At 32.8% G+C, this 15,050-nt stretch carries 15 protein-coding genes; 5 read left to right on the top strand and 10 right to left on the bottom strand.

Annotated features, from left to right (window positions below):
* Positions 1-2 precede the first annotated feature (2 nt).
* The 4 genes from G9H60_RS06285 to G9H60_RS06270 all read right to left on the bottom strand — a co-directional run bounded on the left by G9H60_RS06285 (position 3) and on the right by G9H60_RS06270 (position 2,492).
* On the bottom strand, positions 3-716 hold the full coding sequence (locus tag G9H60_RS06285) for a heavy-metal-associated domain-containing protein (RefSeq protein WP_223143229.1): 714 nt from the start codon (positions 714-716) through the stop codon (positions 3-5).
* Positions 717-785: 69 nt separating this feature from the next.
* A complete protein-coding gene (locus tag G9H60_RS06280; protein WP_223143228.1) occupies positions 786-1,223 on the bottom strand; it encodes a hypothetical protein in 438 nt (145 codons plus the stop codon).
* Positions 1,224-1,332: 109 nt separating this feature from the next.
* Positions 1,333-1,872, bottom strand: a complete 540-nt coding sequence (locus tag G9H60_RS06275) for a helix-turn-helix domain-containing protein (RefSeq protein ID WP_238944459.1) — start codon at positions 1,870-1,872, stop codon at positions 1,333-1,335.
* Positions 1,873-1,892: 20 nt separating this feature from the next.
* Positions 1,893-2,492: a DUF3347 domain-containing protein gene (locus tag G9H60_RS06270; protein WP_109323765.1), complete on the bottom strand. Its 600-nt coding sequence runs from the start codon at positions 2,490-2,492 to the stop codon at positions 1,893-1,895.
* A 1,025-nt stretch (positions 2,493-3,517) separates the two neighbouring features.
* Between G9H60_RS06270 and G9H60_RS06265 the strand changes: the two genes are divergently transcribed.
* From G9H60_RS06265 to G9H60_RS13430, 3 genes are read left to right on the top strand one after another with little or no spacing between them, the layout of a single operon-like run.
* Positions 3,518-3,892, top strand: coding sequence for an ArsR/SmtB family transcription factor (locus tag G9H60_RS06265; RefSeq protein ID WP_223143227.1), 375 nt, complete (start codon positions 3,518-3,520; stop codon positions 3,890-3,892).
* On the top strand, positions 3,889-4,488 hold the full coding sequence (merTP, locus tag G9H60_RS06260) for a mercuric transport protein MerTP (protein WP_223143226.1): 600 nt from the start codon (positions 3,889-3,891) through the stop codon (positions 4,486-4,488). The genes G9H60_RS06265 and merTP overlap by 4 nt, the downstream gene beginning before the upstream one ends.
* Positions 4,489-4,490: 2 nt before the next feature.
* Entirely contained in the window at positions 4,491-4,697 is a 207-nt protein-coding gene (locus G9H60_RS13430; protein WP_262899966.1) for a GDCCVxC domain-containing (seleno)protein, read from the top strand.
* Between the two features lie 920 nt (positions 4,698-5,617).
* Here the strand turns inward: G9H60_RS13430 and G9H60_RS06255 are convergent.
* The 5 genes from G9H60_RS06255 to G9H60_RS06235 all read right to left on the bottom strand — a co-directional run bounded on the left by G9H60_RS06255 (position 5,618) and on the right by G9H60_RS06235 (position 10,753).
* Positions 5,618-7,234 (bottom strand): hypothetical protein, encoded by a 1,617-nt coding sequence (locus G9H60_RS06255; RefSeq protein WP_223143225.1) that lies wholly within the window; start codon positions 7,232-7,234, stop codon positions 5,618-5,620.
* A 270-nt stretch (positions 7,235-7,504) separates the two neighbouring features.
* The gene (locus tag G9H60_RS06250; protein ID WP_223143224.1) at positions 7,505-8,005 is read right to left on the bottom strand and encodes an SRPBCC family protein; all 501 of its coding nucleotides are present in this window, start codon (positions 8,003-8,005) and stop codon (positions 7,505-7,507) included.
* 6 nt (positions 8,006-8,011) lie between these two features.
* A complete protein-coding gene (locus G9H60_RS06245; protein WP_223143223.1) occupies positions 8,012-8,335 on the bottom strand; it encodes an ArsR/SmtB family transcription factor in 324 nt (107 codons plus the stop codon).
* Between the two features lie 79 nt (positions 8,336-8,414).
* A complete protein-coding gene (locus G9H60_RS06240; RefSeq protein WP_223143222.1) occupies positions 8,415-9,302 on the bottom strand; it encodes a hypothetical protein in 888 nt (295 codons plus the stop codon).
* Positions 9,302-10,753 (bottom strand): MBOAT family O-acyltransferase, encoded by a 1,452-nt coding sequence (locus tag G9H60_RS06235; protein ID WP_223143221.1) that lies wholly within the window; start codon positions 10,751-10,753, stop codon positions 9,302-9,304. Before G9H60_RS06235 ends, G9H60_RS06240 begins: the two co-directional genes overlap by 1 nt.
* A 733-nt stretch (positions 10,754-11,486) precedes the next feature.
* Here G9H60_RS06235 and G9H60_RS06230 point away from each other — a divergent pair.
* Together G9H60_RS06230 and G9H60_RS06225 are read left to right on the top strand one after the other, a co-directional pair.
* A complete protein-coding gene (locus G9H60_RS06230) occupies positions 11,487-12,581 on the top strand; it encodes a helix-turn-helix domain-containing protein (RefSeq protein WP_223143220.1) in 1,095 nt (364 codons plus the stop codon).
* Positions 12,582-13,193: 612 nt separating this feature from the next.
* The gene (locus G9H60_RS06225; RefSeq protein WP_223143219.1) at positions 13,194-14,297 is read left to right on the top strand and encodes a helix-turn-helix domain-containing protein; all 1,104 of its coding nucleotides are present in this window, start codon (positions 13,194-13,196) and stop codon (positions 14,295-14,297) included.
* A gap of 47 nt (positions 14,298-14,344) precedes the next feature.
* Here G9H60_RS06225 and G9H60_RS06220 read toward each other — a convergent pair whose 3' ends face one another.
* Entirely contained in the window at positions 14,345-15,031 is a 687-nt protein-coding gene (locus tag G9H60_RS06220; protein WP_223143218.1) for an alpha/beta family hydrolase, read from the bottom strand.
* Positions 15,032-15,050: the final 19 nt, after the last annotated feature.

Raw genomic sequence — 15,050 nt, 5'->3', positions numbered from 1 at the left:
GTTTAAAATATATTAATAATTATGTAGCCACTCATGACTATCATCAATGCATCCTCGATTATTGTAATTGTACTCATTGGCAGATTAAAAACTGCTCCCAAACAAGCACATTGTATTTTCCTTTTATTAAAAACTGACTGCAAAACTCCAATGATACTTAAACTCATCACAGTAAAGGTGAATATGTTAGTCACTAGCGGATTAAAATTAATTAGATAAGCCATCCCTAAACTAACTTCTATAAAAGCATACAAATAAGCCCAAATTGGTATTCGCTTTGCTAATACATCGTACATCACATAACTTTCTGCGAATCCTTTAAGATTCAAAAATTTAAAGAACGAGAAAACCAAAAAGAAGCCTGCCATGAAATATTGCATAGCCATCATAATATTAAATCGTTCACTATTAATTTGTACCAATACAACAACCAAACTTATATAAAAGAAAATCAACAAAATAGGTTTATAGGTCTCAAACCATGATTTTGCTAGTTCCTCTGTTTCATTAAATTGAATGGCAGAAATCGTATACTTGGGGTCTAATGCTTGCTGTAAATCTGATAATGGAATGTGTTTATTCATCGTAATTGTGGCTGAATTATCAGCCTTAGTAACTACTACCTCAGTCACATTTTCAATCATTTGCAGCGCTGATTTCACTTTAGTTTCACAACTACTACAGGTCATACCTGTTATTTGATATGTGTGTTTCATTATTTAAAAAATTGAAATAAGCGTAACCGAAAATGGTTACGCTCATTTAATAGACATGCATCAAAAAAATTATTTATGCTTATGCTCGGCATCCGAAGGCATACAATGATTTTCATGTAAACAATGTATCGCACACGCGACTTGTTGTTTATAATTATTGTGTAGAAGCATAACTGTTTGCCCATCACTATTTTTTACTTCACACATGCCATTATGAGAAGGCTTGCCGATTGTATACTTTTCGGTTTTATCATTAAAATAATACACAAATGAACTACCTTTAGCCAGTTTGCCAAGCTGTTTTCCATTTGAATCGATAATCTCTCCATTACCATTAACTTTCGTAACAACCTTTCCATTATTATCAAGGCTGCCCTCTTTTGTTAAATTACCAATTTGTTTATTTTGATAATAAATATGCCCCTTGTAATCAACATAAGGCACTTTAGTTTGTGCTAAGGAACAAAACGAAGTAAATAGCATCAAGGCAATTAATAAATTTTTCAACTTTATATTGTTTAAATAGTTTAACTGAATTATTTGTAATGGAAAGTTCTACTTTAAAAACCATTATCGTATTACTTTATTTTAAGGAAAAATTGTAAAATTTTGGATTTCAAATCCTATCTATCCCATTCCGTTTAATTGTTTTTAATCTTTTAAAGTTTGAGGGTGTAAAACCCGTTTCCTTTTTAAATTGATTGCTTAAATATGCGACACTACTGTAATTAAGTTGGTCGGCAATTTGACTTAATGTCATTTCTTCGTACATCAACAATTCTTTCACTTTTTCTATTTTCTGTTTTATAAAAAAATGCTCAATTGTTATTTGCTCAAAAGAAGAAAAAAGACTACTTAATGAATTGTAATCATGCTTTAGATTTTGAGATAGGTAACTTGAAAGATTGATATGTAGGTCATTGTTTTTCTGATGAATCAAATCAATTATTAGGGTCTTAACCCGTTCAATTAATCGACTATTTTTGTCATCAATTAACTCAAAGCCAAATGAATTTAAAACTGCATTTAATTCATTTTTTAGATATTTTATATTGTCTTCTTCCAACTCCACTTCTCCCAAATTTACCGAAAGAGGGTGTAGCCCAAGCTTCTCCAGCTCAGACTTCACCACTATTTCACAGCGTCGACAAACCATATTTTTAATATATAGCTTCATCATTTAATTGTTTCAACCGTTTTACCGCATCCTAACATTTTAGCTCCATAATATGGATTCTTAACTGAGCTTTCCTTACTTAACCAATTTGCACCCTTTCCTTTATTCGCCATTGGGCAAAATTGATAATATACCGGTTCTTCCTGTTTAGTAACCTTTGCTATAGAGTACATGTTTTTAGAGAGACTAATAAAATGGTCCCTTTGATGTCCTGCATCCTTAGTTTCTGAAATATGCTCAGCATCAAATGCTAATTCTTTCATAACCTTTATCCATTCATCATATTCGTTTTTTGCTAATGATTCCTTGTTAATGGAGTTAATAGCTTTTAGCAATGCTTCAGCTTTTAGGGATGCCGTGTTTCCATCGGTTTTAACCAATGCATCTTTTAATTCAAAATAATTGTCAAGAAGGGCTTTGAGTTGTGACACTTCACTTGATTTATCAATTAGCGATGACATCTCCTGATAAACCAATTGCGGAGACCCAACATTGATAAACGAATTAAATTCAGGTAGTCTAACATTTCCTATTTTCGCATAACACGATGTGATAGACAGCAATAATGACATTGCCATCAATAATTTTATTGATTTCATTTTTCAAAAATTTAGATTTTAAAAATACTTTACAATTAAGCAAGGATTGCTTTCGATGGGACATACCTATCCCTACAAAGTATTGAATTATACTATATTGGGAGGAATCCAAATGTAGCCGAAACCCGAAGAACTATAGGTTTCATTGTAATAAGATTTTAATCTATTAATCTCAGAGAATCTGTTTTCTCTATTTAATTCAACCCTATTCTGTAAGGCAAAGAGGCCAATTGAAGTTGGACAACTACATTTTGGATTATTACAGTTTCCGCCACAACTTTTATCTTTACTTTCTCTTGTCATTTTATGACTTTCACAACAATTATTTTTCTTACTATTGTTTGATTTATCCTGAATACAGCAAGATTTATCCGTTTTTTTTGAATTAGTTCCACATGCATACCCATTTTTAGGTGCCATAAGACACACGAAAAATGAAATCATTAGCAATATGTACACTTTACTTGTCATAAAATTAAAAACACTTAAAAGTACGAATTTGTTTAATTATTCAATATTATTTTGATTCAATCGTCAAATTATTACAGATTTGGATTTCCTATTAATTAGTAATATTTATGAAAGAAGAGAAGGATTGTGGTATCCGACTCTGATTTACTCAAACTTAATGATAATTTAATTACGGTTTTGACCACACAATGTCATAGAGTTCTTTGCGGGATAAATTGTTAATTTTCATCGTTGGAAGGGGTCATAAACTTCCTCCAATTTACGGAATTACACAAATTTCAACCCTTCAATTTCCTGATTGTCACATACTCAATCATCGCATTACAGTTGCATCTTTCGTATCTAAGGGGAGCAAACAGAAAAGTCATCAGAAATGGTGACTTATTTTTTTTAAAATCCACCTCTATTTCATCTATTCATCGATTTTTTTGTTTCAAGTCAAGTAGCAGGTTTAGTGATTTGTTTAACCACTTTCAATAAGAATTTTTATTTCAGACCTATTTTTGCTTATTTTAGCAATTACTTAAATAAGAAATGTTCACTATATTCGCATTATGGATAAACCTTCTTGTATAAGACAACAAGCAGACATTAGACAAATTCTTCGCTGTAAAGAACGTGTTTCAGAACTCCAAGGGTCGTTTGATTATTTGTCCAACGGACTTGAATTGGCTGGGAATAGTGTAAGATTTAAAATCTTGTTTCTACTTTATGAAGAAAATCGACTTTGTGTATGTGATTTAAGTGATATTTTAGGGATGACTATTTCGGCAGTTTCTCAACACTTGCGAAAACTCAAAGACAAGAATCTTATTAAAACCGAAAGAGAAGCACAAACGATTTATTACTCAATGACTAAAGAATATGACCTTTTCTTTAAACCATTTTTTAAAATAATCTACGATAACAAAATTTTAGAAACAATATGAAAACCGACAAAAAACTAATTGGTACAGGTCTTTTGACAGCGTTTGCGGCTTCATTATGTTGTATCACCCCTGTATTGGCTCTCATCGCAGGAACTAGCGGACTAGCTTCAACCTTTTCTTGGGTTGAACCATTTAGACCATATTTAATTGGTTTAACAATTTTTGTGTTAGGATTTGCTTGGTATCAAAAACTAAAACCGAAAAAGCAAATTGATTGTAAATGTGAAATAGACGAAAAACAAAATTTTATGCAAACAAAATCATTTTTAGGAATTGTTTCAGTTATTGCAATTCTGCTCTTATCATTTCCAATTTATGCTAGTGTTTTTTTCCCAAAAGTTAATAATAGTTCAATTATTACACAGGAGTATAAAACTCAAAAAGTTGAGTTTACAATTAAAGGGATGACTTGTTCAAGTTGCGAACATCATGTCAAAACAGAGATTAGTAAACTAAAAGGAATTGCTGAAGTTTTGGTTTCCTATGAGAACGGCAACGCAATTGTTAAGTTTGACAATAAACAAACGAGTATAACAGAAATCGAAAAAGCTATCAATTCCACAGGGTATAAATCACTAAAAAGTAAAATTAAATAATAATGGATATTAAATTACAATCAGTAATAACTTGCCCAAACTGTGGACACCAAAAAGAGGAAACAATGCCAACAGATGCATGTCAGTATTTTTATGAATGTGAAAGCTGTAAAACAAAATTAAAACCTTTACAAGGTGATTGTTGTGTTTATTGTAGTTATGGAAGCGTACCATGTCCACCAATACAACAGGACAAAAAATGTTGCTAATCGAATCCAATTAAGAAAAATTAGAAAATGGTTAATTTTTCAAAAAGTGTTATCTTTGTATTGAGACTTAAACGTAACTCATTAGTTTTCTAATGGTTATGAACTTATAAAGTTCCCCGAAGCTGCATCTTTCGTCTGTAAGGGGAGCACAAATCAAAAAGAGGTAATAGTTTACTTCCTTCAATTTAAACGAAGTTTTAAACTTTAATATTTGTGCAGCACTTGTGTAGCAAAACACATAAAAACTAACATTTTGCTGCACAAAAAGACCTAAATATGGTCTTTAAACCAAATAAAGACCTGTTTTGTGATAATGTAGGTTTCCGGTACCTAATATGAAGGTTCGATTCCTTCCGGGGTCACAAAATAAATAGAGAGGGCTTTTCAATGAAACTCTCTCTATTTTTCATACCTGTGAAGAAGATTTGTGTAGCAAAATCAAATAAATAGAGATTTGATTCACATCAAATAATTAGTTCAATCCAAGAGGCACAGGTTATTGAGTAATTAATCTATTCTTGGTTTCCGGTACCTAATATGAGGCCGGGGTCGCGTTCGACTCGATTCCTTCCGGGGTCACAAAATAAATAGAGAGGGCTTTTCAATGAAACTCTCTCTATTTTTTATACCTGTGAAGAAGATTTGTGTAGCAAAATCAAACAAATAGATATTTGATACACATCAAATAATTAGTTCAATCCAAGAGTCACAGGTTATTGAGTAATTAATCTATTCTTGGTTTCCGGTACCTAATATAAGGCCGGGGTCGCGTTCGAATCGAATCCTTAAGGGTGAACTAAATGAAAGGAACCTGATGGGTTCCTTATTAAATAGCATATAATGGATGACCAATAAAGTTCTGAAAAATATACTAACTCAAAAAACTAGAAGTTTCACTTGAAGTTATTCAAATCATGAAACTAATTTGAATTGCCGAGCAAATACATATCATATTGGCCATATGGTACCATGTTTTTATAAATTATAAGTTGATTTATATATTGGGGGTCCTGAGCAAACTGAATAATAGATGGAACATTGCGTTTAAAATTAAAAAGCAAAGACTTATTTCTAGATTTCAATAGAATGAAATTGGTTTCAAACCAATTTTTTGTCCTTAGTTCTTTTTGATATACAATAAAAGGACTCATTGAATCTACCTGAAAATTTTTCACAATTAAATTGGACTTGCTTAAACTTTGACTTATAGACGAACTCAGTTCTCTAGTGAATTTAACTGACTTAATTTGTTCATTTGAAATTTGATTGAAAAGTAATAAGTGGCTAAAAATTCTACCATTTAGTCGATTCGGTATTTCTACTAGCTTTGTTGCTTTCAATTCACTAACATATGGATTAACTTTTCTTGAGTCAACATCATCTGTACCATAATAAAATGTCGCTTGGTTTTTAAGTAAGTTAAATTTCAAGGTTGCCATTGCTAAATGGGTGTTCTTTGCCTTTACAATGGATGGAAAGAAAGAGCTTAGGTAAAAAAAGATGGACATAGTGAACATTACTTTATTCAATTTAACAGAGGGACTCATTTCATTAAGATACAAGTAAATACAAGTTGTTTTTAAAATAGGGTAAATCAGATACCTTGATTCAATTTCAACGCGGACAATGACAGTCACTAACATAATCAACGATGACCAAATTAATACCGAAGCAATAATGATTTTTCGTTCAGTGAATTGTTGGCTCTTGAAATCAATAATTATTCGGTAATACACTATTAATAATAACAGGCATTCAAAACAAAAGTATATGAGGGTAAAAGTCTTTCCGATACTCCCAAAAGGTGGTGTAAAAAAAGTAAGAATTGAAATAATTCTTTCTTTATCAAATGAAACTAAAATAGAATTCATATCAGGCTGAATACCTGTTTTCTGATATCCTGAAAAATAAAAAGTTAACACAGCAAGTATTAGACCTACAATTTTCCAAGTAATCTTTCCTCTATATTGAACTCCTAAAACCCATACTGGAATAAACACTAGCGTCTGCGCGGAGGATAATAATCCCAAACAAAGAAAAAGAAAGCTATAACTAATTTTACTTTTAGCCATATAGATAATGGCAACAAAGGTAAATAATAAGGAAGCAAAATTTTGAATACTGCTCATTGCCCACAAATATCCTTCATCATATGTAAGATTTGCCAACATAAAAACAGTCATAAGTTTTAAATATACACCTCTACTAGATGTATATTTAATAAAAAGTAAAATAAATGCTATATAAAGCATCATCCCTTGCAATACCAAATAGGACAGGTTGACGTAACCTGACAATTTGAAATTTAGCCAAAAGAACAATTTGGTAATAACTATAATATGCTCATTATAATGAGCAAACAACTGCTTGATTATCCAAAAATCAAAGCCTCTAATTGCCCAATTCCTAGTAAATGCCAAGACCATGACATCATCATACCAAGGAATATCGATACTGAAAATGTACCAAAAAATAATTAGCACAATTAGTGGTGATAGGAATAAGCTATATATTCCTATTTTTTTAATAGAACACATGTATTATCAAATTTTAGTGGCAATAGGAGGGGATGATTTCCATCCTATTTATTAATTGTTAATCGAGACTTATCACCTCAAAAAACTTGATACAAAGGTATATACCTCCTTTTAATTAAAAATTGAGTTATCGCAACTTTATATGAAAGACAAATAATGAGTTTAGAATTCCAAACTTAGAAAAAAGCATTTCTAATAACTCTACAGTAAGCAAAAATGTAGAATTAAATAAACACTACAACCTAATGTAATAAAGGTTATAAAATAAGATCATTTATGCGTTAAAGTCACTAACAATTGCTCCAAATTATCAATACTCATTTTAAAGCCTAGTTCAAATCCCATCTCGATCATCTTTTCAAAACGAGCAAGTGATTCGTTTACTATAATGATATGGACTCTAGTCTTGCCATCTTGCTCACTGAAATAATACTCCCAAGCTGACCCAGGTAATTCTTTGTTTCCCTCTGCATCGGCAAAAGTATTGTACATTTTAAAATTCGTTTTGGGAGTAATTGAAGTATATTCTTGCATAGACCAACGTTCCAATCCCTCCGGACTGACCATTGCGTAAAACCTGCATCCCCCTACTTCGAAATTCATATATTTAGTCTTGGCCGACCAAGGTTTGGGGGCCACCCATTGATCTAAAAGTTCCTTTCGGGTAAATGCATCCCACACCAAAGAGAGCTCAGCTGAAAATTCCCGAGTGATGAATACTGTTTTTTCTGATTTATTGACTGTAAATTCAAATAATAAGTTCGTCTCCATCTTGTTCTATTTTTCAGCTTGTGTTTTCATTTTTTCCAATAATTCATCCAATTGATTAAACTTACTTTCCCAAATGGCTCTAAATTGTGCCAGCCAAACATCAACTTCCTTCATTTTATCAACTTCAAGTGAATAATATATTTCCCTTCCTTGATGTTCTTGCTTAATTAATTCGCATTCGGATAATATGCGCAAATGCTTGGAAACTGCTTGTCTGGAGGAATTAAAATTCTCAGCAATGGCATTAGGTGTCATCGCTTGCCATGCAATAAGGGTGAGAATTGCCCTTCTCGTGGGATCTGCAATGGCTTGAAAAATATCTCTTCTCATATTAAATACATAGCTTATGAAACTATTCAGTTGCAAATATATGTGCAATCATTTGGTTTCACAAAATAAGCTGAGAATATTACTTTGGTGTTGTTTTCAAAAATGCCCTCAAGTATTGAATAATCGTTTCCGTTCTCTTTTCTCGAACCTCACAAGTTAAGTGATATTGAAGGTCAAAAAAATCGGAACTTTCATGAACATTCTCCTCTACAGAATTTACCACATGCAAGTTATGCTTTGACAAAATGGCTTGTAATTGATTTAATTTGGCCACATATTTCACATAAATCCTTTTCTGAGTAGGTGGAAATACTATGAATGTATTCGGTCGAGTAACAAAAGGAAAAGCTTGCTTGAATTGCTCAAAATTGAAACGTTCAAAAGAAATTACATAATCTTCAGGGCCCGTAGGTTTCAGACCACAGTGACTCACGATGTCCCCGTTTTTATTCATGCAATCATAACGATATGGACTTTTTTCTGGATGTAATTCAACATAATTCAATACCATCACTCGCCTTAAAAATAGACTACTAAACTTGGTATAGGTCGATTTCTCCGTTAGGTCTAAATACGCCGAATTACTGTATAAATCCTGAAGTGTAGCAGGATCATGGTAATTGGGATTTTCATAAAAAATCCATTCTGGAGAAAAAATGATGATATCATCTGGTTGAATCATGGATTGAACAAATGATTGAAAATCCATCAATCCAAATCCCGCATGAAGTCCTAAATTGATAGTCGGTAAGTGAGTTGTATCTTCGATTTGCTTGGCAGAAATTCCCCACCCCACCGATGAACCTCCAATTAAAACAATCTTTCTTTGGTGCTGATATTTCTTCAACAACAGCAATTTATCTACCATGGCGGAATTGTAATTTTTAGGCTTAGCCAACTTCAAAGCCGTGACCAAAACCATGGACAGCAATGCTAAAAAAAACACTTTGTAGATAAATGACTTCATTAGAATTGGAAATAGATGAATGTCGAAGGTTGATGAATTAAATTCAAATAAGTAATGATAGTGATAGTGGCTAATATCACATACATACCATAATTAATCAGTCTAGAATGGGTAATTTTCAACTTTCGTTCATCCTTCCTAAACCACCAATCCAATACTATCAGTGGAAGGATATAAATCACAATGCGTATTCCATGAGGGATTTGGGTGAATTGCTCAGGATGATTCAATGCATCCATTGCCATATTCTTGATATAATCTAGGGCCACATCTACTTGCTGTATTCTAAAAAATATCCAGGCAAAAGAAACGAAAGTAAACGTGCTTAACATTTGAATTAATTCCTTTACACTGGGCCAAGAACGGTCCCGGGCAACCCCATCCGAAACATATTGACGGTTTCGATTTAATAATAATAATGGCAAAAATCCCATGGCGTGAATTCCTCCCCAAATGATAAAATTCCAACTAGCACCATGCCAAAATCCACTGACTAGGAATATGATGAAGGTATTTCTTACAGCTTTTATTTTCCCCAATTTGGAACCGCCCAGTGGAATGTATAAATAATCCCTGAACCATGAAGACAAAGAAATATGCCATCTTCTCCAAAACTCTGCAATATCCCGAGAAAAATAAGGAAACTTGAAATTATTCAACAGCTCAAAACCGAAAAGTTTGGCTGTACCAAGGGCAATATCAGAATAACCGCTGAAGTCGCCATAAATTTGAAAACTAAAACCCAGTACACCACAAAGTAAGGTCAAAGCATGATATGACTGGTAATTTTGAATAATCTCATTGACGATTAAAGACAAGCTATCTGCAATCACCACTTTTTTGAACATACCCCAAAGAATCAATCGACACCCTTCTATGGCTTGGGTCGCATTAAAGCTTCTTTTCCTTTGTACCTGAGGCAATAAATGATTCGCTCTTTCTATAGGCCCTGCCACCAGCAAAGGAAAAAATGATACAAAAACTGCATAATCCACTAGATTAGATACCGGCTTTTGATGTCCACGATAAATGTCAAATACATACGACATACCATGAAAGGTATAAAATGAGATACCTACGGGTAGGGCTATTTGAAGTAAAACGGGGTTAGTATGAAGGCCCAAACGCTCAAAACCTTGTTGAAATTGAGTGGCAAAAAAATTATAATATTTAAAAACGCCTAAAATCCCTAAGTTGTTGATGATACTTAGCCAAAGAAAAATTTTAGATTTGATTTTGTTCGGCGAGGCTACATAAAATCCATACAGGTAATCTAAAAGGGTACTTAATGCTAAAAGAAGCATGAATTCCCAACTCCACCAGCCATAAAAGAAATAACTAGCTACTAATATTAATACATTTTGATTGCGTAAGGCTTTATTAAATACAAACCAATAGAGCGTAAATACAAGGGGAAGAAATAGTAAAAATTCAAAAGAGTTGAAAAGCATTTACACAGAAACAAATTTGATTGATATGTTTTTGGGGGATGTCAAAATTGAACATTGGTGAATTTATACCAAATTAATTAAAAAAAGGAGTTCGAATAGACATTTTTTGAGCATTATCTCAATTCTACTATTGTCATGCATTGAAAAAAATCAATCGATTTAGATCAGCAAGTATAAAACTTCATAGCTCCTTGTTTAACAAAAAATCCTCTGACGAGTGGTCAAAGGATTTTCAAATCACTGTGTTCTATTCTGTTCCTTTAATAAATCTCAAAAACTATCTCTCTATTTAGAGACCTAAAAAAGTGAGTTCAAAATTAGCCTTCAATATTGATGTCAAAAAATGCTTGTCGTTCATTTTGGCCGATTTTGAACAATCACATGACAATAGATTTTCTCAATTTACTTGCACTTCAGTGTTGAAATAGTCAAACAAGTTGTATTTTTGCATCAATCTCAATCATTTGTGAAGAATATATTCCTAATAAATTGATTCAGCTTATACCATATCAGGTATCATAAAAAGCGTATAAACATATTCTTTTAATAACCTGGTTCTACTTATATAGATACTTTTTATGCTTCTCCTCTTCATTAGATGAGGGTGAATTGTAACGTACATATAAATAGAATAAAATTGAGTGATTTTACATTTTTACTAACCACATTAATCATTTCTACAATAGGGCTTATTGTTAGTTTGATTTTATACTTTGGACAAACGGTCCCTTCTTTGAACTCTAAGCTATTAGCCGGTTTGTTATTATCGCTTGCATTGACTTCTACTGGCAATGCTTTACCATTAACTAATCTGTATTTGAATTTCCCAAATTCCTATAAGATTTATTCTTGGGCTCCTTTCTGCATTGGGCCATTTGCCTATTTATATGTAAAAACAGTACTCCGACAATCCATTCGATTAACACGATTAGACTGGCTTTTATTCCTACCCATGGTACTATACATGTTGAATAGAATACCATTCTATTTGCTTTCCAACCAAGAAAAAATCCGATTCATTCAAAGCACAAACCGAGATGTATCCTTATATATTTTAGAACCCGAAGGATTACTTCCTGTTGGTTGGGCTCCCATCTTTCGTTTTATCCTTTTACTCGGTTTTATCTTTGGAACTATTTTTGAATTAATCATTTGGAAAAGAAAGATTTTTGACCTAAAAGTGCAAATAGAGGCCAATAAGGACATTTATCGCTTTCATTGGATTAACACCTCCTTTCTTTTATTAGGCGCAATCGCGTCTGTATTGGGGGTATTCATTCAACTAAAATTTGATATACCGGTCAGCAGGATTATCCTTTTTTTCATTTGGATTGAAATACTTTTAATCTGTTTTTATTTATTGACCCAACCAAAAATCCTATACGGCATGACGGGTTGGATTCAGATGAATGAACCCATCAGATCATTGTCAGAATCTGAAGAAGTACAAGAAAATGATGATGACATATCCCACATTAGTGTTCATCATGGTAGAAACATTCTGCTAACTATTTTGGATCATTTTAATACCAATTCCCCATTTACTCAAATGGGTTACACCATCGCTGACCTATCCAAAGAAATCAATATCCCCTCCTATTTAATATCTACTGTCATTAACCAGGAGTTTGGGCATAATTTCAATGAGTTTGTTAATGATGCCCGTTTCAAATACCTGAAAGTACTGAAAAACAATGACCCTTATTTCGACAATTACTCCTTGGAACACATTGGAAATGCCATAGGCTTTGCCTCCAGAACATCGTTCATCGCGGCAGTAAAAAAACGAACAGGCTTGTTACCTAAAGAATATTTGACTCAATTATAGATATACATATAGTGCTATGCGTTATCGATTGATAAGAAGTAGTGACTTCGGAAATATGTTCAAGTTTAGCTTGTTATGATGAGTGCAAAAACAAAAAATCCTCTGACTATGGGTCAAAGGATTTTTTAAATCTCTGTGTACTAAAATTTTTCATCATACGATTCAAAACTCTCTTAGGATTTTGAACCCATAAAAAACATAGTAAATGTACCAATTAGCTAAGTATCTAATGAATTTACAATGTTCATAATCGTCTAATATGAACAATTCTGTAGCATTAAAACCACAAAATACCCCCTAAAAACCCTGTTATTTATTGAAATTACGCTAATTTTACACCGCTCTCTCTCTAATCTTCAACATAAATATATGGACTAGTAATTTGTCCAATCATTGCAGTTAAAACAAAACAATTACCCAATTCAAGTTGTTTCAAATGGGTAAGTTCTCTAATTCTACATGTATTTTCGCTAAGTTTAGCGAGGTTGAAAGAATTCATTTGAACTAGGAAACACTGTGACAGATATTACTCTTTTAGTAATTAGTTTAACCATCTCAACAATCGGTTTGATTGTCAGTATGATATTGCTTTTTGGGCAGACTGTCCCCTCCATGAGTTCCAAAATTTTAGCAGGATTAATCTTAAGTTTTGTGATCACTACCTTTGGCAATAGTCTTCCTGCCACTAATTTATATTTAAAATACCCTTCATTTTTTAAGATATATTCTTGGGCGCCATTTTGTATAGGACCATTTGCCTTTTTATATGTAAAATCAGTACTGAAACAATCTTATAAACTGGCTTGGAAAGACTATCTTTTGTTTCTACCTATGTTGATTTACATGATTAATCGTATTCCATTTTTTCTTCTCTCTCCTGAAGAACAATATCAAATCGTTAAATACAATTTATCCAATGTAAAAATATACCTGAAAGAGCCAGAAGGTTTATTCCCTCCTGGTTTGGCTGCTGTATTTCGATTAGGCACTTTACTTGGATACATAATAGCTTCCATCCAATTACTCCTTTCCTGGAGAAAAAAGATTTTAAATCCTCAAGTTCAAATCTTGCGGAATATTCATATCTATCGGTTTTTGTGGATTCTCATCTCGTTTTTGTTCTTTGGAAGTATAGTAGCCTTCATCAATACCCTACTTTTATTACAATCTGGTGCATTTGTAGGAAATCTGATTTTACTATGTATTCTATCTGAAATCCTACTAATCAGTTTTTATTTATTCACCCAACCCAAAATATTGTATGGGATGATCGGTTGGATTCAAGTGCAGGAACCGCTACGTTCAATCCAAGAGGCCAAGTCGGTTGAAGAAAATGAAGTAGAGCAAAATTTCATTGGAATTCACCAAGGGAGAAATATCCTTCTAACCATTCTGGAGCATTTTGAAAACACACATGCTTATTTACAAGTTGGATATACCATAGCTGATTTGTCTAAAGAAACTAAAATACCTAGCTATTTGATTTCACCAGTATTAAATCAAGAATTTGGCAAAAATTTCAATGAATTTGTAAATGATGCGCGTATCAATTACCTCGATATTTTAAAAAACAAAGACCCGAATTTTGATAAATATTCCATTGAATATATCGGAAATTCTTTAGGTTTCTCCTCCCGAACCTCATTCGTTGCAGCCGTCAAAAAAAGAACAGGTTTACTACCAAAAGAGTATTTGGCACAAATTTTAACGGATTGAATTATGAACGGTATAATCTATATGAAACTACCGTTTAATACATTTCATCAAGTACATTTTGATAATACTTTTTCTATTTCCGAAGTCACCAAAAACAAATCCTTTTCATTCAAATTAAAATCGTGATCTACATCTATAAATGACAAGTGTATTTGCGAGGATAAGCGATAGTGGCTGAGTATTTCCCTTCCACCATATGGATCTCTTTCTCCTTGAAAAATCACCATGGGTTTTTGTATCTCCGCCAAATGTGCTGTTCGAAATTCGGCATCTCCTTCCTCTGGATGCTTGAATGGATATCCCAAACAAAAAATATGTTCTACTTCAATCTGATTGGCGATACTACTGATGACGATGGATCCGGCAGACCTTGCCAAAACCACCAAATGCGAGGTATGATTTGATAGGATTCTAATGTATGCTGATGCTACCCGAGTACGAAATTCCAAACTCGAAATTCGATTAAAAACAAACAATAGGAAGTCAATCAGCTGCCTTTGAACAAATACTACATATAAAGATCGCCAAATAGGTAGTAATAAATGCTTTCCTAAAAATTTACCCGGTCCTATTTTTCGCATGAAGGCAAAACGAATTCGATCCATGGGATCAAACACTATTTCAAATCCATTTAATTCCAAATTACCTAAGACCTCTTGGTATAAAGAGCTATCCCGATCTAGCGCCTCTCTACCTAAAACTAATAGGTATTTCTTTTTACTTCTTGAACTCATTTCCAATTGAATCCTGTAG

Source organism: Aquirufa aurantiipilula (assembly GCF_019923745.1).
GTDB classification, from domain to species: Bacteria; Bacteroidota; Bacteroidia; order Cytophagales; family Spirosomataceae; genus Aquirufa; species Aquirufa aurantiipilula.
This window is presented reverse-complemented; position numbering and strand designations above follow the sequence as displayed.

Bases quoted from the DNA above. Each gene is read 5' to 3' on its own strand.
- G9H60_RS06285 (WP_223143229.1), bottom strand. From the start codon at position 716: ATGAAACACACATATCAAATAACAGGTATGACCTGTAGTAGTTGTGAA.
- G9H60_RS06275 (WP_238944459.1), bottom strand. From the start codon at position 1,872: ATGGTTTGTCGACGCTGTGAAATAGTGGTGAAGTCTGAGCTGGAGAAG.
- G9H60_RS06270 (WP_109323765.1), bottom strand. From the start codon at position 2,492: ATGAAATCAATAAAATTATTGATGGCAATGTCATTATTGCTGTCTATC.
- G9H60_RS06265 (WP_223143227.1), top strand. From the start codon at position 3,518: ATGGATAAACCTTCTTGTATAAGACAACAAGCAGACATTAGACAAATT.
- merTP (WP_223143226.1), top strand. From the start codon at position 3,889: ATGAAAACCGACAAAAAACTAATTGGTACAGGTCTTTTGACAGCGTTT.
- G9H60_RS13430 (WP_262899966.1), top strand. From the start codon at position 4,491: ATGGATATTAAATTACAATCAGTAATAACTTGCCCAAACTGTGGACAC.
- G9H60_RS06255 (WP_223143225.1), bottom strand. From the start codon at position 7,234: ATGTGTTCTATTAAAAAAATAGGAATATATAGCTTATTCCTATCACCA.
- G9H60_RS06250 (WP_223143224.1), bottom strand. From the start codon at position 8,005: ATGGAGACGAACTTATTATTTGAATTTACAGTCAATAAATCAGAAAAA.
- G9H60_RS06245 (WP_223143223.1), bottom strand. From the start codon at position 8,335: ATGAGAAGAGATATTTTTCAAGCCATTGCAGATCCCACGAGAAGGGCA.
- G9H60_RS06240 (WP_223143222.1), bottom strand. From the start codon at position 9,302: ATGAAGTCATTTATCTACAAAGTGTTTTTTTTAGCATTGCTGTCCATG.
- G9H60_RS06235 (WP_223143221.1), bottom strand. From the start codon at position 10,753: ATGCTTTTCAACTCTTTTGAATTTTTACTATTTCTTCCCCTTGTATTT.
- G9H60_RS06225 (WP_223143219.1), top strand. From the start codon at position 13,194: ATGAGTTCCAAAATTTTAGCAGGATTAATCTTAAGTTTTGTGATCACT.
- G9H60_RS06220 (WP_223143218.1), bottom strand. From the start codon at position 15,031: ATGAGTTCAAGAAGTAAAAAGAAATACCTATTAGTTTTAGGTAGAGAG.